The 17,557-nt window shown below is 40.9% G+C and carries 12 protein-coding genes and 1 other annotated feature; of the genes, 6 read left to right on the forward strand and 6 right to left on the reverse strand.

All coding sequences use genetic code 11. The features are described 5' to 3' along the window. Positions 1-98 precede the first annotated feature (98 nt). Entirely contained in the window at positions 99-1,214 is a 1,116-nt protein-coding gene (locus ABEV15_RS03775) for an aminopeptidase (RefSeq protein ID WP_498852394.1), read from the forward strand. Positions 1,215-1,238: 24 nt separating this feature from the next. Here ABEV15_RS03775 and ABEV15_RS03780 read toward each other — a convergent pair whose 3' ends face one another. Then, positions 1,239-3,395, reverse strand: coding sequence for a cell division protein FtsA (locus ABEV15_RS03780; protein ID WP_498852395.1), 2,157 nt, complete (start codon positions 3,393-3,395; stop codon positions 1,239-1,241). Between the two features lie 150 nt (positions 3,396-3,545). On the opposite strand from ABEV15_RS03780, the gene ABEV15_RS03785 reads away from it, so the two are divergent. After that, positions 3,546-4,628, forward strand: coding sequence for a bifunctional 3-deoxy-7-phosphoheptulonate synthase/chorismate mutase (locus ABEV15_RS03785; protein ID WP_429630242.1), 1,083 nt, complete (start codon positions 3,546-3,548; stop codon positions 4,626-4,628). Between the two features lie 151 nt (positions 4,629-4,779). Continuing rightward, positions 4,780-5,778 (forward strand): catabolite control protein A, encoded by a 999-nt coding sequence (gene ccpA, locus ABEV15_RS03790; RefSeq protein WP_498852396.1) that lies wholly within the window; start codon positions 4,780-4,782, stop codon positions 5,776-5,778. Between the two features lie 72 nt (positions 5,779-5,850). Here the strand turns inward: ccpA and ABEV15_RS03795 are convergent, their stop codons facing one another. Genes ABEV15_RS03795 through ABEV15_RS03805 form a run of 3 tightly spaced genes read right to left on the reverse strand, consistent with a single transcriptional unit; the run spans position 5,851 to position 8,316 of the window. Continuing rightward, positions 5,851-7,023 (reverse strand): acetoin utilization protein AcuC, encoded by a 1,173-nt coding sequence (locus tag ABEV15_RS03795; protein WP_498852397.1) that lies wholly within the window; start codon positions 7,021-7,023, stop codon positions 5,851-5,853. Further along, positions 7,020-7,664, reverse strand: a complete 645-nt coding sequence (locus tag ABEV15_RS03800) for an acetoin utilization AcuB family protein (RefSeq protein ID WP_498852398.1) — start codon at positions 7,662-7,664, stop codon at positions 7,020-7,022. The genes ABEV15_RS03795 and ABEV15_RS03800 overlap by 4 nt, the downstream gene beginning before the upstream one ends. Positions 7,665-7,683: 19 nt before the next feature. Then, the gene (locus ABEV15_RS03805; RefSeq protein WP_004889005.1) at positions 7,684-8,316 is read right to left on the reverse strand and encodes a GNAT family N-acetyltransferase; all 633 of its coding nucleotides are present in this window, start codon (positions 8,314-8,316) and stop codon (positions 7,684-7,686) included. Positions 8,317-8,480: 164 nt separating this feature from the next. On the opposite strand from ABEV15_RS03805, the gene acsA reads away from it, so the two are divergent. Beyond that, on the forward strand, positions 8,481-10,202 hold the full coding sequence (gene acsA, locus ABEV15_RS03810; protein WP_429630237.1) for an acetate--CoA ligase: 1,722 nt from the start codon (positions 8,481-8,483) through the stop codon (positions 10,200-10,202). A 25-nt stretch (positions 10,203-10,227) separates the two neighbouring features. Here the strand turns inward: acsA and ABEV15_RS03815 are convergent, their stop codons facing one another. Further along, positions 10,228-13,041: a transglycosylase domain-containing protein gene (locus ABEV15_RS03815; RefSeq protein WP_498852399.1), complete on the reverse strand. Its 2,814-nt coding sequence runs from the start codon at positions 13,039-13,041 to the stop codon at positions 10,228-10,230. A 138-nt stretch (positions 13,042-13,179) separates the two neighbouring features. Continuing rightward, positions 13,180-13,403, forward strand: a binding site (T-box leader). A gap of 52 nt (positions 13,404-13,455) precedes the next feature. Here ABEV15_RS03815 and tyrS point away from each other — a divergent pair. Continuing rightward, a complete protein-coding gene (gene tyrS, locus ABEV15_RS03820) occupies positions 13,456-14,715 on the forward strand; it encodes a tyrosine--tRNA ligase (protein WP_498852400.1) in 1,260 nt (419 codons plus the stop codon). Between the two features lie 35 nt (positions 14,716-14,750). Here tyrS and rpsD read toward each other — a convergent pair whose 3' ends face one another. Beyond that, the gene (gene rpsD / locus ABEV15_RS03825; RefSeq protein ID WP_498852401.1) at positions 14,751-15,353 is read right to left on the reverse strand and encodes a 30S ribosomal protein S4; all 603 of its coding nucleotides are present in this window, start codon (positions 15,351-15,353) and stop codon (positions 14,751-14,753) included. 372 nt (positions 15,354-15,725) lie between these two features. Here rpsD and ABEV15_RS03830 point away from each other — a divergent pair. Next, positions 15,726-17,557, forward strand: a 1,832-nt coding sequence (locus ABEV15_RS03830) for a sensor domain-containing diguanylate cyclase (protein ID WP_498852402.1), incomplete at its 3' end; no start/stop codon positions are given.

Raw genomic sequence — 17,557 nt, forward strand, 5'->3', positions numbered from 1 at the left:
TTTCGACAAAAAACGAAAAAATCCTGCAAACAAACCCCAAATTTTTTGTAGATCGGTTACAATATACATGTACATACGATGGAATGGAGGAATATAAAATGAAAGATCCGCGTATTGAAAAGCTAGCGAAAAATTTAATTCATTACTCGCTGCGTTTACAAAAAGGAGAAAAAGTATTAATCGAAAACTTTGGCTTGCAACGAGAGCTTGTGATCGCGCTTGTGCGTGAAGCGTATGCTGTAGGTGCTTATCCGTTTGTTTCATTGAAAGATCATCAAGTCGACCGTGCCCTTTTGCTCGGTGCACAAGAAGAGCAGTTTAACATGATGGCTGAGTTTGAAGCAAATGTAATGAAACAAATGGATGCTTACATCGGCTTGCGTGCTGGGGATAACATTAACGAGTTTGCTGATGTGCCAGCTGACAAAATGAAAATTCATGGAAAAACAATTATGCAAAAAGTGCATCGTGACATTCGCGTACCGAAAACGAAATGGGTCGTGCTTCGCTATCCAAATCCATCAATGGCGCAGCTTGCAAGAATGAGCACAGAGGCGTTTGAAGATTTTTATTTCAATGTATGTAACTTAGACTACGGAAAAATGGATAAAGCGATGGATCCTCTCGTTGAATTAATGAATAAAACTGATCAAGTACGCATTACAGGACCAGGTACTGATTTAACATTCTCTATTAAAGATATTCCTGCGGTAAAATGTTCAGGGCAAATGAACATTCCAGACGGAGAAGTGTATACAGCCCCTGTTCGTGATTCAGTCAACGGCACAATTACGTTTAATACTCCTTCGCCTTATCAAGGATTTACGTTTGAAAACGTTAAATTGACGTTTAAAGACGGAAAAATTATTGAAGCAACGGCAAACGATACAGAGCGCATTAATCAAATTTTTGATACAGATGAAGGTGCGCGCTACATTGGTGAATTTGCGATCGGGGTCAACCCATACATTCAACATCCGATGCAAGATATTTTATTTGATGAAAAAATCGATGGCAGTTTCCATTTCACACCGGGGCAATGTTACGATGAAGCATACAATGGTAACCATTCGAACATTCATTGGGATATGGTGATGATTCAACGTCCAGAATATGGTGGCGGTGAAATTTATTTTGACGGTGTGCTTATTCGCAAAGATGGCCGTTTTGTCATCCCAGAATTAGAACCGTTAAATCCAGAAAACTTAAAATAAAAAAGAAAAGCAACTATGGCTCGTTCATAGTTGCTTTTTCTTATGCCAAATAATTTCTAGTTGATCTCCTGGTGCAAGCGGTTCATAAAATGTTGTCGGTTCACCGTTTTTGAGCAACGTAAACGTTGTCGATGCCCCATGGGGAATATCGACTTCAACGTATTGAAATATATCTTGAAAAATGAATGGCTCAATTTTTTGTTCGCTAAATTGAAGCTCATCTCCATGTTGAACGAGATCGTCCTCGCGAAGCTGTTTGCCATTACGATAAAATGTACCGACTTGTTTCGTTAATGTCAATGTCTCCCCATTAAATATAATCGGAATCGAGTAATGAAGTTTCAGCTGTTTCGCTTCAGCAATTTGAGCGATCGTTCGCTGACTTTGTTCATGGATGATGATGTTGTCACCATCTTCAAACGGTGCATAGCGTTGGCATTCAATCTCATTTCGATAGATCGTTCCGCACCATTCAGGAAACGTAACTTTTTTTTCATTTAATGTGATCGTAAACGGTTCTAGTTGTTTCAAAAGATGGTCGTTTTTTGTTGCGTGCAAAAGTTGTTCAATCGTTTCTGGCATACGAACGACAATGTCGTCGCGATCATATAAAACCTCATCGAGAGAAACATGTTCGCCATTTCGGAAGACGAGCGGCTCAATAGTATACAGTTGTCCGTTAATCGTCACTTGTTTTATCGGCAACGACTCTAGTAAGTCACAAAGTTGAATTGTCGCTTGTTTGCCGTCTTGTCCTTTTTCAACAACGATATGATCTCCGTTTGTAATTGGGGTATCGAATGTTGCAAGTTCGCCATTTTTCATAATGAGCGGTGGCTCTCCGTGCGTTCCAGGGATCGTAATAGTATGGCCGTTTAACGTCACGACGCAAGCTAAGCCCGGTTTGCCGTATAGTTTATGTAGCTGGATGCCAGCAGCTAGCAACGCATCACCGATTGTTAATTGTTTCATATCAAATAAGCGAATCGATTGCTTGTTCACCTCAACCGTTACGTATTGAATCGGTGTTTGCTTTGCAGCAATTGCAATTCCAATTGGAGTGACGAGCTCCGGCCGATGTTTCATTTCTTCACGGTCGATATGCAATTTTTGAATAGCATCAATGCCGCGAATAGCGACGCGATTTTCAGGAAGATGAAGCTTTTGAGCAAGCCGTTTTGGCAGTTCCGGTGTTAAGCTTCCTCCACCAACAAGCATGACAGCTTTAGGTGATTGCTGATTATTTAGCCGTAAAATTTCTTTACTGATCGTATCAGCAAGCCGGTCAATGGCATGTGAAATGGTGGCAATCATTTGGTCACGTGGCACTTCTGTTTCAAAACCGAGAATGTCCGTAATCGTTACTATTTCTTGAGTATGTAAGTCACGTTTTGCTTGTTCAGCAAGAGGAAAATCAAGCAGATATGCGTCTGAAATGGCTTCTGTAATTTCATCTCCTGCTATCGGTACCATTCCGTAGGCGATGACTGTACCGTGATCGGTAATGGCAATATCAGACGTTCCAGCTCCAATATCAACAAGCGCAACATTTAAACGCCGCATTGTAGGCGGAATAAGTACGTTTAATGCAGCGATCGGCTCTAGTGTTAGCGCCTCCATTTCTAAGTGGGCGCGTTGTAGCGCAGCAAGAAGTGATTCGATGACAAGTTTCGGTAAAAATGTAGCGATCACTTCAACGCTTGCTTCCTCCCCTTGTTGATCAACTAAGTTGCCGATTTCTTCTCCATCAATTTCATAGCGCGTTACAGAATAACCGACACAGTAATAATGATGACTTTTTTCGTTGGCTGATTTTTCGGCTAACACCATTTGTGCTTGTTGAACCGCAGCAAGTTCTAAGTATGTCACATCTTCATGTGTGAGCAGAGGCTTCCCTTTAATGGGGATATTCGCTTTTCCTTTTTCTGTTTTTAATGAACGACCAGCAGCCGCGACGCAGACGCGCGTAAGAGGTCCGTGTCGTTCTTCTAATGTTTTCTTTATATTAGCAATCACTTCAGCGACAGCAAGCACATCGTGAATTTGCCCATCAAGCATTGCCCGTTCTTCATGTTCTTTTATAACAATGTCTTCAACTTGATATTGTCCATCTGTTTCCTTTAAAATAATGCCAACTACCGAACGCGTGCCAATGTCTAATGCAAAAATCAAGGTTTCCACCTTCTTTTTTGAAAATTAAAAAATTCTTTATTGCTTAAACGCGTTTTATAAATAAAGGGGTGACAACTTTATCCACTTCGTTTATAATAATCTCTAACTATATAGAAATGTACCATATTTTTTAGCTTCTATAAAGAAAGGGTGGGATGAATGAGTAACGAACGATTAGATGAGCTGAGAGCGAAGATTGATGAACTAAATTTGCAGTTGCTAAAGTTAATCAATGAACGTGGACGTCTTGTTCAAGAAATTGGGAAAATTAAAGATGCGCAAGGAACGTACTTTTACGATCCTGTCCGCGAACGAAAAATGTTAGATTTAATTTTAGAACATAATGATGGTCCATTTGATACTGCAACGTTAAAACATATTTTTAAAGAAATTTTTAAAGCCGGGCTTGATTTACAAGAAGACGACCATAAGAAAGCGTTGCTTGTATCTAGAAAGAAAAAACCAGAAAATACGATTGTTGATGTCAAAGGAGAAAAAATTGGTGACGGCAATCAATATTTTGTGATGGGACCATGTGCGGTTGAAAGTTATGAACAAGTGGCGGAAGTGGCACAAGCGATCAAACGACACGGACTGAAATTGTTGCGCGGTGGAGCATACAAACCACGCACATCACCATACGACTTCCAAGGGCTTGGCGTGGAAGGATTGAAAATTTTAAAACGTGTCGCGGATGAGTTTGATTTAGCAGTCATTAGTGAAATTGTCACACCAGCAGATATTGAAACGGCGCTCGATTATATTGATGTCATTCAAATTGGAGCGCGCAATATGCAAAACTTCGAGTTGTTGAAAGCGGCTGGTCAAGTGAATAAACCGGTATTGTTAAAACGAGGGTTAGCCGCAACGATCGAAGAATTTATTCATGCCGCAGAGTACATTATGTCGCAAGGAAACGGGCAAATCATTTTATGCGAGCGTGGCATCCGCACATATGAAAAGGCGACGCGCAACACGCTTGATATTTCAGCCGTACCGATTTTGAAAAAAGAAACGCATTTGCCTGTCTTTGTCGATGTAACGCATTCAACAGGACGTCGCGATTTACTTTTACCTTGCGCGAAAGCTGCGCTTGCGATCGGGGCAGATGGAGTCATGGCCGAAGTGCATCCTGATCCATCTGTTGCGTTATCCGATTCCGCGCAACAGATGGACATTGATCAATTCAATGAGTTTATGGAAGAATTAAAATCGTTCCAAAAACAATTTGTTAAAGCATAAAAAAAGCTGGTGATTGTTCACCGGCTTTTTCTTATGAATTTATTTGTGAAAACGTTGCACTTAGGTAATCATTTATCGTATGATAATTTTACATAAAATTGCGATTCACGACAATTTTCGATAGATAGAGCGTTGAAAAGGAGTGTATGTGATGAATGTAACAATTTATGATGTGGCAAGGGAAGCGAACGTGTCGATGGCAACCGTTTCACGTGTAGTCAATGGTAACCCGAATGTGAAGCCATCGACGCGCAAAAAAGTGTTAGAAGTTATTGAGCGGCTTGGTTATCGTCCGAATGCGGTAGCTCGTGGACTAGCAAGCAAAAAAACGACAACGGTCGGTGTCATTATCCCGGATATTTCGAGCATCTTCTTTGCAGAAATGGCACGTGGAATTGAAGACATTGCAACGATGTACAAGTATAACATCATTTTAAGCAACTCTGATCAAAATAAAGAAAAAGAGTTGCATTTATTAAATACGATGCTTGCGAAACAAGTTGATGGTATTTTATTTATGGGCGGCGACGTGACAGAAGAGCATGTAGAGCAGTTTGAAAAATCCGATGTGCCGATTGTATTAGCTGCAACAATTGAAAAAAATAATATTATTCCATCGGTCAATATTGATTACGAACAAGCGGCGTATGATGCCGTCCATATGCTGACTGAAAAAGGACATAAACGCATTGCATATGTGACAGGACCGTTGAACGACCCAATTAATGGGTTGAAAAAATTAGCAGGCTATCGCCGCGCTTTAGAAGAAGCAAATATCGCTTATGATGCTGAACTTGTTGTTGAAGGAGATTACACGTACGATTCTGGCATGGAAGCATATGAAAAGTTAGCTGACCTTGCAGAACGGGTAACGGCCATTTTCGTTGGAACAGATGAAATGGCACTCGGTGTCATTCATGGGGCACAAGATCGTGGTGTACGCATTCCGGATGACTTAGAAGTTGTCGGTTTTGATAATACGCGTTTAGCAACGATGGTTCGCCCGAAACTGACGACGGTTGTACAGCCAATGTATGATATTGGTGCTGTAGCGATGCGTTTATTAACAAAATATATGAACAAAGAACATGTCGACAATCACATTGTTGTATTGCCGCACCGAATTGAACACCGCGATTCGACAAAATAGGCGGCGCAGCTAACTGTGCGTACGAACATAGAAAAGGGTGTTCGCTACTTTCGGAACACCCTTGTTATTTTGTTATAAGTTTAATCGTTGTTTATTACTTCGAATAGGATGAAGTGCTTTCATGACAGTTTGGGCATTTTTTTCTGTAATTTCAGCCTTTCTCGGAATAGGTGGGTATAAGTCTTCAGGGTCGTCCCACTCGAGCGGCAAAGAAACGGGAGCGTTTTTTTGCCAACGTGCAATCCATTCTTCCGGTAAAGGTCCAGAAATATCGGATTGTTCTGTCATTTCAAGCCATAATAACGCCCATGCACGCGGAACGACGCGCCAAATGTCGTATCCCCCACCACCAACAGCAATCCAACGTCCGTTGCAATATTGATGGGCAATTTGATGTGCTAGTTTTGGAATTTCGCGATAAATGCGCATCGTTGCAGATAAGTGTGTTAATGGATCATAATAATGAGCGTCCACACCGTTTTGGGTCAAAATGACGTCAGGACGAAAAAAGTAGGCAATTTCGGTAAGAGCTTCTGTATATGCTGCAAGCCATGACTCATCTTCTGTAAATGCATCGACCGGGATGTTGAATGAGTAGCCATATCCTTTCCCTTGGCCTCGTTCATTAACGTTTCCTGTCCCTGGGAACAAGTAACGCCCTGTTTCATGAATCGAAAATGTACAAACATTTGGATCGTCATAAAACGTCCATTGCACCCCATCTCCATGATGCGCATCTGTATCGACATATAAAACGCGGACACCGTATTTTTCTTGCATATATTTAATGGCCACAGAGCTGTCGTTGTAAATGCAAAAACCTGATGCTTTGCCGCGAAATCCATGATGGAGCCCTCCACCTAAACTGAGCGCATGCTCAGCCTTGCCCGAAAGCACGTAATCTACCGCTGTTAGCGTTCCGCCGACAAGAAGGGCGCTTGCTTCATGCATATTTGGAAAAATCGGTGTATCTTCTGTCCCTAATCCATAATTGAGGGCAACTTCTTCTGGCAGTTGTCCTCTTCCTGCTTTTTTTACTGCTTCAATGTAATCGGTATCATGAACAAGTGCTAACTCTTCGTCTGTTGCTAGACGTGGTGCTACAATTTGTGTATCATGAAGTGCACCGAGCGTTTGCAACAGGTCATACGTCAGTTTGACACGTAATTGATTAAATGGATGGCGATCATGGAATTTATACGTTTGAAACGCATCGGAATAAACGAATACGCTGTTTTTACTCATGATGAAACCCCCGGCAAGTTCGGCCATAAAACGTCGTATCCTTGTGCCTTTAAATCATGAATAATCGCCATCGGGTTCATCGTTTGAATACGAAAAACAAGTACTTTATACATTTCATTTTGATCAGGATAGATGAGAACACTTGAAATATTGATGTTACGTTTTTGGAAAACAGAAGCGACTTCGCTTAACATTCCTGCCCGATTCGGCACTTTAATTTCGATTTGCGATCCAGGTTGGTGAGCCCCTGTCAGTTGCACAAGTGTGTACAACAAATCGCTTTCTGTAATGATGCCGACAAGTTTATTTTCTTTGACAATGGGCATACAGCTAATGCGGTGTTCATAAAACAAAGCCGCGACCTCTTCAACAAAATCAAGCGGATGTCCTGTAATGACGTTTGTTTTCATAATGGTGCTTAACGGTTTTTTCAAATCTTCGAGATGTTCATTCGCGTGGAAAATAGACGGACTTGCATCGCGTAAATCTCGGTCGGTAACGATGCCGATGACATGTTGTTCATCATCAACAATCGGTAAATGTCGAATATTTTTTTGCTTAACAATGTTTAGTGCGTCAGCGATTGTGTTTGACGGCTTTAGTGCAATGACATCCGTTTTCATCATTTGTTCGACAATCATTTCCCCATCCCCTTTGTTTTTAATACATGAAGCGGTTCATAAAGCGTAATTGGTCAAATTTTTGAATAGATTGCTGATCGACGCGTTTTCCGATTCGAGCCATTAAACAGTTAGCTGGATGTGAACAAATTTCTGGATCGTCCGTTGCGTACCAGACGAGTCCACCTGCGTTCATCATTTTCTCCATTACTTTTCGATATTCCCATACGTTTAAACCCGTTCGTTTTAAATCCCAATGCCAATAGTATTCTGTTGTAATAATGATGTAATCTTCCATCGCATCATCCATCATAGCCACTTTCAACAAATTTTTTCCGACACCGTAGCCTCGAAAGTCTGGGATAACTTCAATTGCACCAAGTTCGATTAAATTTTCCATCTTCCCTTGCGACCATCTTTCGAGCGGGTCGGGATATAAAAAGGTCACGTAGCCAACGATCGTATGACCGTGGCGAGCAATAATAATTCGTCCTTCTGGAAGGCCAGCAATTTCAATGAGCGCTTGATGTTGTTGATGCGGCTGACGAAATGCTGTTAAATCGTGATGAAATTCATAACTAGCTAGTTTTTCGGGAGAAATCGGCCCTTCAATAATTAACGTTCCTTTCGGTGTTTTTAACTGTTTTGCGTTATATGTTTTTTTATGCTCCATTACCCCACCGCCTACTGAAATGATCTTATTTCAATTATACATAAAAAAATAAAAATTAAATCGTTTTCATAATAGACATAAATGAAAATTTTTTAAAAATTTAGAATTTGTTTATGATATAATATAATACGAGTGTACAGACTTTAAACAAGGGGGAGTTTGGGATGAGTAAAGTGGAAGCGCTACCAGTCATTCAAGGGGATTTTAACTTGAAAAACTATGAAGAAACATATCAAACGTTTGACTGGTCCGAAGTAGAAAAACATTTTTCATGGTATGAAACTGGGAAAGTGAACATGGCGTATGAAGCGATCGATCGCCATGTAGAAACGTTCCGAAAAAACAAAGTTGCTCTTTACTATCGCGATGCGACAAGAGAAGAAAAGTACACATTTAAAGAAATGAAAGAGTTTTCGAACAAAGTAGCCAACGTGTTAAAAGAAGTGGCTGATGTTGAAAAAGGTGATCGCGTCTTCATTTTTATGCCTCGCTCACCTGAATTATATTTCTCTGTGCTTGGAGCAATTAAACTTGGGGCGATTGTTGGGCCGCTTTTTGAAGCGTTCATGGAAGGGGCTGTGCGTGACCGTTTAGAAGATAGCGAAGCGAAAGTCATTATTACGACGCCTGAACTGTTACCGCGTGTACCTGTAAATGAGTTGCCGGCATTAAAATACGTATTTTTAGTCGGAGATGACATTAAAGAAGAAGGACCATTTTTCGATTTGAAAAAGCGGATGAATGCCGCAAGCAAACATTTTGATATTGAATGGGTCGGACGTGAGGATGGACTTATTTTACATTATACATCTGGTTCAACCGGAAAACCAAAAGGTGTATTGCACGTGCATAATGCCATGATCCAGCATTATCAAACAGCAAAATGGGTATTAGATTTAAAAGAAGACGATGTATATTGGTGCACAGCTGACCCAGGTTGGGTGACTGGAACATCATACGGCATTTTCGGCCCATGGCTTTGTGGAGCATCAAATGTGATTGTAGGGGGACGTTTTAACCCTGAAACGTGGTACAAAACGATTGAAGATTATGGCGTTACTGTATGGTATAGTGCACCGACAGCTTTCCGCATGTTAATGGGTGCAGGGGATGAACTTGTGAAAAAATTTGATTTGCGTTCACTCCGTCATATTTTAAGTGTCGGTGAACCGCTCAATCCAGAAGTCGTGCGCTGGGGAATGAAAGTATTTAATCGTCGCATTCACGATACATGGTGGATGACAGAAACAGGAGCACAACTCATTTGCAACTATCCGTGTATGGAAATTAAACCAGGATCCATGGGGAAACCAATTCCAGGAGTAAAAGCTGCGATTGTTGATGATCAAGGAAATGAATTGCCACCGTATCGTATGGGCAATTTGGCGATTAAAAAAGGTTGGCCATCAATGATGCGCGCCATTTGGAACAATCCGCAAAAATACGAATCGTATTTCTTGCCTGGTGATTGGTATGTGTCTGGCGATTCGGCGTACATGGACGAAGACGGATATTTCTGGTTCCAAGGACGGATTGATGATGTCATTATGACAGCAGGAGAGCGTGTTGGTCCGTTTGAAGTAGAAAGTAAACTCGTTGAACATCCAGCCGTAGCTGAAGCGGGTGTCATCGGAAAGCCAGATCCGGTGCGCGGCGAAATTATTAAAGCATTTGTTGCTTTACGTGAAGGGTATGAGCCGTCTGAAGAGCTAAAAGAAGATATTCGCAACTTCGTGAAAAAAGGTTTAGCTGCGCATGCAGCGCCACGCGAAATCGAGTTTCGTGACAAACTTCCAAAAACGAGAAGCGGAAAAATTATGCGCCGCGTCTTGAAAGCTTGGGAGCTAAACTTACCGACAGGTGACTTATCAACAATGGAAGATTAAAAAAATCGGGCATGGCCCGATTTTTTTAATTGGTTGTTGGCTGTTCTTCTACCGGTTCCTCTGTTGGCTGTTCTTCTACCGGTTCCGCTGTTGGCTCTTCATTGATTGGTAACTCAGGTTGTGTAGCAGGCAACATGCGGATGATATTGGACGGATTCGATTCCAATCCAGCAATATCAACAGCGGTAACATAATATATCCCTTGTTTTAATGGTACGCTTTTTTGTTCCCCTTTACGTATCGTGGCAATGATTTGAAATGAAGCGGTTTCAGCTGTCGCATAATATACTCGATAACCGATCACATCTTGTTCATGATGTTCGTTCCAAACGAGCGTCGTTCCTTTTTGTTGTGCGGCAAGCGGATCCGGTTTTTTTCCGTTTTCTTGAAGCGTTTTCGCAACAAATACGTGCTTCCATTTGTCATTTTGGGGGAGTAATTTACTCATATCTTTTATATGTTGAATTCCCCATTGTTCGAGCAACGAGGCATCTATGATCACGCCTTCTTTTGTAAACTCTCTCGGTGTTGTCGGCAAGGCAGCGTATTGTTCACCGTTCAACTCAACAAAAGATCCACTAGCTAAATACGTGTCTTCTTTTTTTGGTACAAATGCCGTACTGAATAAATCGGTTTCTACTAGTCCGAATCGTTTGCATGTTGCTGACGGAAGTAATCCAGAAATAGCACAATATGACCGTTTGACAATCCCACCTGGCATGCGGAACCGTTCTTTTGGGGCAATGAGTTGCGGTCGAATATCGTACGCCCCGTTCATCAATTGTGCCCATAGTAGCAAGTTTCTTTGCGAATATGATAACCCTTTATAATTTTTTTCGAGCGATTTCGGTGTATCGTATCCCATCCAAATGCCAAACGTGACATTTGGATTTGTTGCTACAAACCATGCATCTTTTATGTTTTGGCTTGTTCCGGTTTTTCCAGCCCAGTCTGCTGAAAATTTCAGCTTGCCATTTAAAAAGGCGGCCGTGCCGGAGCGAATGACGTCGCGCATCATATCAATCGTTAAATAGGCCGTTTGTGGCGAAAATACTTCTACCGGCTTTGTTTCATGCTCGTATACGACATTTCCGTTTTTATCGACAATTTTTTCGATTAAGTACGCATCGATAAACGTTCCGCCATTAGCAAATGTTGCGTATGCGTTTACGTTCTCTTCAATCGTTACCCCTTTTGTCAATCCGCCAAGCGCAAGCGCTAAGTTGCTTCCATCTCCCGTTGTTAAACTCGTGAAGCCCATTTTTTCTAAATAGGAAATGGGGCGTTGCTCGATGATGCGCGCATACGTCCGAATGGCAGGAATGTTATACGACTTTTTCAACGCATGGCGAACAGATGTTAAACCGTGCGTTTTGCCATCGGCATTTTTTGGACGATACGGGCCTTGTTGTGTCGAGATTTCCAAATCAATATCCGGAATCACAGTACCTGGTTGAACGATGCCCATTTCCATCGCTGGAGCATAGACGAGAAGTGGCTTCATCGTTGACCCGTTTGAACGGTATGCTTGTGTTGCGTGATTTAGTTGTTCACGTTTATAGTCTCGTCCGCCAACAAAGCTAATAATGCGACCTGTTTTGTTTTCGATTAGCATAGCCCCCACTTCTACCGGCTGACGAACGGAAATGATTTGTCCTGTTTTTTCGTCCTTTTTGCGCACGACTGTATCGCTTCCGAAGTACGGATATTTTTCAACAATGGCTTGCATTCGCTCATATATGTCTTTGTCAATAGTTGTATAAATCGTATAACCGTTTTGCCGTAATTGCTTCTCGGCTTTTTCAGCGTATTCTTTATATAGTTGATCGTTTGACCGAACATCTTGTGGCTCGTATCCGTCTTTTTTTGCTAATAAATCAACAAAAATATCTTTCGCGCGACGTTCGATTTCAAACGTCAACCACGGATATTTTTCCACGGGAGAAGGTGAGGAAGAAACAAAATCTTTCGTAATGTCGTATGCCAGCGCTTCTTTATATTGCTTTTCTGAAATGTACCCTGCTTTTTTCATGCGTGCTAGTACGGTTTTCATCCGGTTTAATGCCGGAGATAAATCGTTTTTTAATTCCCCTTTGCTTGTAAACGGAGTATAACGAAACGGACTTTGTGGCAATCCTGCTAAAAAAGCAGCTTGCGGCAACGTTAATTCCTTCGCATCGATGCCGAAAACGCCTTTTGCTGCAGCTTGAACACCGGCAATATTTCGTCCGGATGCGTTTCTTCCGAATGGTACAACGTTAATATATGCTTCTAAAATTTCATCTTTTGAAAAAAACTTTTCTAGTCGTAAAGCGAGTAATACTTCTTTTGCTTTTCGCTCAAACGACACTTCGCTTGTTAAAATTTGATTTTTTACAAGTTGTTGTGTTAATGTACTTCCTCCGCTGCGCGTTGAGGAGTTTGTTGCTTCTTGAAAAATGGCACGAATAATTGCTTTTGGTACAACTCCTTTATGCTCATAAAAATGTTCATCTTCTGTCGCGATGACTGCCTGAATGAAGTAAGGAGAAACTTGAGATAGTTTTACTTCGTCACGTTCTAAATCTGAACGGAAATAGCCAAGATATTCACGATTGGCGAAGTAAATGTGTGTCGTTTCTTCATAGTTATAAATATCTTTTTTCATTTCTTTGTACGGGATCGGTTTGACATCTTTTACAAGTGAGGCGAAATATCCGGCACCGACACCGAAGGCAAAACTAAATGCGCATAAGCTTGCGATGAATATAATTAAACATACATTCCAAACGACTTCATATGTGATCGTAAAATGGCGCCATAGTTTTTGCCATGAAAATCGGACTTGTTTTTCTGACATAGTGACCTCCCATCCGTATTGTATTTCCATTATTATATCATAATTTGTTTTTTTATATCGGAAAATGTCTAAATTTGTTTGAAGACCTTGACAACGATTTGTGTTTTATGATAAAAGAGAGTATACTGACATGTAAATAATTGAGCGATGATCGGAATGAGTAGTGCTTATCTCCCTGCGACCAGAGAGCTAGTGGATGGTGCGAACTAGCGCATAGATGAGCATGAATTACCTCCGGGAGCATCTTTTGCGAACGGCGTGTGCCAAGTAGCAAAAGACGGTGTCGACCGTTATGTCAATGAAGCGAGAGAACATGTGCGTTCTCTAAGTAGGGTGGTACCGCGATGCAACTCGTCCCTTCGTGTGAAGGACGAGTTTTTTTTATTTCAATAATGGATAGAAAGGGTGGTCGAGATGGATTTGCTTCAAGATTTGCAATTTCGTGGTTTAATTAATCAAATGACGGATGAGGATGGACTGAAAGCGTTACTAGCAGAGGAGCGTGTAAAATTATATTGCGGGTTTGATCCAACAGCAGATAGTTTGCATATTGGTCATTTGCTCCCGATTTTAATGTTGCGTCGTTTCCAACAAGCAGGGCACCAGCCGATTGCGCTCGTCGGAGGAGCAACAGGGCTGATCGGGGATCCGAGCGGAAAAAAAGCGGAGCGAAAATTGAATGAAAAAGAAACCGTTGCATATTACAGCGAGCGAATTAAACAACAGTTAAGCCGCTTTTTAGATTTTGATAACGACAACAATCCGGCCATTATCGCAAATAACTATGAATGGATCGGTTCGCTTGATGTCATTACATTTTTGCGCGATGTTGGGAAAAACTTTGGGATTAACTACATGCTCGCAAAAGAATCAGTCCAATCGCGGTTAGAAACAGGCATTTCATTTACGGAATTTAGTTATATGATTTTACAGGCGTACGACTTTTTAAAACTGTACGAAATGTATGGATGTAAGTTGCAAGTAGGCGGAAGTGACCAATGGGGGAACATTACAGCCGGGTTGGAACTCATCCGAAAAACAGAAGAAGATGCGAAAGTGTTTGGATTAACCGTTCCGCTCGTCACAAAAGCAGATGGGACGAAGTTTGGTAAAACAGAAGGTGGAGCGGTATGGCTTGATGCTGATAAAACGTCGCCATATGAGTTCTATCAATTTTGGATTAACACTGATGATCGTGATGTTGTGAAATATTTAAAATACTTCACGTTTTTATCACATGAAGAAATTATCGAATTGGAAAAACAAACGGCTGAAGCACCGGAAAAACGGGCAGCGCAAAAAGCGTTAGCTGCTGAGATGACACGCCTTGTTCATGGAGAAGAAGCATTGCGACAGGCGATTAACATTTCTGAGGCGTTATTTAGCGGGGAAGTGGCGAAATTAACAGCGAATGAAATTGAGCAAGGATTTAAAGATGTACCATCGTATGTATGCGAAGAACAGGAGATAGCGCTTGTTGATTTGCTTGTAGCGAGCGGTATTTGCCCATCGAAGCGCCAAGCGCGTGAAGATGTAACAAATGGGGCCATTTACGTAAATGGTGAACGTGTGCAGGACGTAAATAAAGTCATGACAGAAGCAAATCGCATTGAAGGCCGCTTTACAATTATTCGGCGCGGTAAGAAAAAATATTATTTAATTCGTTACGCATAAAAAATCCTCTCTGCTTTGGCAGAGAGGATTTTTTATTAACGAGAGTAGAACTCAACGATTAATGCTTCGTTAATTTCTGCAGGTAATTCAGAGCGTTCAGGTAAACGAGTGTAAGTACCTTCTAATTTGTCTGCATCAAGCGTTAAGTAGTCAGGTACGAAGTTGTTCACTTCAAGTGCTTCTTTAATAATTTGAAGGTTGCGAGATTTTTCGCGAACAGAAATTGTTTGACCTGGTTTCACACGGTAAGATGGAATGTCAACGCGACTGCCATCAACTAAAATATGACCGTGGTTTACTAATTGACGAGCTTGACGGCGTGTGCGTGCAAAGCCTAAACGGTAAACAAGGTTGTCTAAGCGAGATTCAAGTAAGATCAGGAAGTTTTCACCGTGTTTACCAGGCATTTTTCCTGCTTCTTCGAACGTTTTGCGGAATTGACGTTCGTTTACACCGTACATATGGCGAAGTTTTTGCTTCTCTTGAAGCTGCATGCCATATTCAGATAATTTTTTGCGTTGTCCTGGACCATGTTGACCTGGTGGGTAAGGACGTTTTTGTAATTCTTTACCTGTGCCGCTTAATGAAATGCCAAGGCGGCGAGAAATTTTCCACATTGGACCTGTATAACGAGCCATGAATGCTCCTCCTTTGTTTTTATTTTTGGTAAAATAAAAACAGTCGTGCCTCACCATTTATCGCCATTTTGTTTTCATGTATCCTCGCCCTAGCAGCTGAGAGTTACACGATACAACCTCCAATAAGAGATTCATGTTCTCTATGGGGAACAAAATGGACATACAAATGTGAGCACAAAGGCTGCAATATTTTACACAAAGGCTATTATAGTTTTTTTTTGCGTCGGAGTCAACAATTTTTGTATAGTCTTTATTATAAGGATTATGGTATGATATAATTAATAGATCATCAGTTTTATAAAAATTACAGAAAATATCATTTTTTTATTTATATGGTTTGTACATATGAAAAGAGGAAGTATGTGCGGGTGAGTGGAAAAAATGAACGTTCAAGAACGCGATCAATATGCAATATTTAAGGAGAAGTTTTTTGATTGGTTTTTAACCGAAGAAGATTTTACTGATTTACCTCGCATGATTCAAACGCTCATCACCCTATTGCAAAAAGAGTTCCGCTTGTTAGATGTCACGTTTTACATACTTAACCCGTTTAAGCATGCCTTTGAGCCCGAAGTGACGACAGACTGTACGATTGAACAGCAACGAGAACAATATACGATTCCATTTGATGATCAGTTAAAAAAGCAGTTCGACGATATTGTTATCATCGATGACGAAAGTGAAGTCAAGACGATTCAATTTGGTGTAGTTTTTTCAGAAGATTCGTGCGGACTCGTTCGTTTCAAAATTCATGAGCGGGATATGATGACAAAACATTTTATTAAACAAATGAAGCACGACTTTTTAAAAGTGTTTGCTCGTATTCGTAAAGTGTCTGAAGTATTAAGTGAAGAAAAGCGATATGAACAGTTGCATCGAGCAGCAACAAAAATTCATGCTTCTATGAATATCGGGGATGTGCTTGAAGAAATTGTAAAAACATTAAAAGAAGTATATCCAACATTTACGTGCCATTTGTTTTTATCGTATGATAGCACGACGAACCGCGATTTGCCGATTAAACTGCTCACGTTTGAAAATGAAGATGAGCATATGGGGGCCATGCAAGCGTATGTCACCGGACAAATCCAGCTTCACGATTCCCTTGTTCATAAAAAGTCTGTCATTTATGCTCCGATCAAAGGAGCACAAGGGATTTATGGCGTCATTGAAATGATTGCCCCGACAATTATGGAGTTGTCTGAACGGGAAATGCGGTTTATTTCTTTGTTGGCGAATACGGCTGGTAGCGCATTAGAAAACGCGAAATTATACGAACAATCGAAACGATTAATTGCTGATTTACAACTCATTAATGAAACGATTCACCATTTAAATACGAATTTACGTTTCCAAGATGCATTACAGTTTATGATTGAAAAAATAAAAACATCATTTGATGCAGAGGAAGTTGGATTTGTTATTTTGCAAGAAAAAGAACGAAAAGTGCTTCCGGGAAGTACGCCTTTTTTCCAATCACGTGAAGCCAAGGTGTATGTTGATTTTGTTTTCCATCGCATTCAAAATCCTCGTGATACTTTATTTTTAGGTGATGTAAAAATTCATAGTGATCATACGAAACGCTTCCGCTCGCTTATGGCTGTGCCGATGATGCGCGGGATGATGAAGGGAGTAGCGATCGTATTGCATCAAGAGGCGTATCATTTTTCTTTTGATATGTTTAAGTTGTTGCAGTCGCTTATTCATCACGCAACGTTGGCGTTTACAAATGCGGCATTGCGTGAAGAGCTTGAGCGCATGGTCATTACAGATCGGTTAACAAATTTGTATACGCGCCATTATTTAGATGAACGCATTCAACGTTCAATGGAAGAAGATGGTTTAGGTGCATTTATTTTAATAGACATAGATAATTTCAAAAAAATAAACGATACGTACGGTCATCAAGTAGGCGATGAAATTATTATTCAAGTAGCAAACATTATTAAAGCACACATTCGACAAAACGATATTGGTGCTCGATGGGGAGGAGAAGAACTCGCCATTTATTTACCAAAAGTATCTGTTAGCGTTGGTTTATCTATTGCGAATTGTCTCGTACAAAAAGTGCGTGAATTAACAAACCCTCCGGTGACGATCTCATGCGGAGTATCGTATTGGAAAGGAAATCGCGTTGACTCGGTCAGGGAGCTATTTAAACGCGCTGATGAAGCGTTATATACCTCACATTTCGCACCCTCTCG

Source organism: Bhargavaea massiliensis, from assembly GCF_050480245.1.
In the GTDB taxonomy this organism is placed as follows: domain Bacteria; phylum Bacillota; class Bacilli; order Bacillales; family Anoxybacillaceae; genus Anoxybacillus.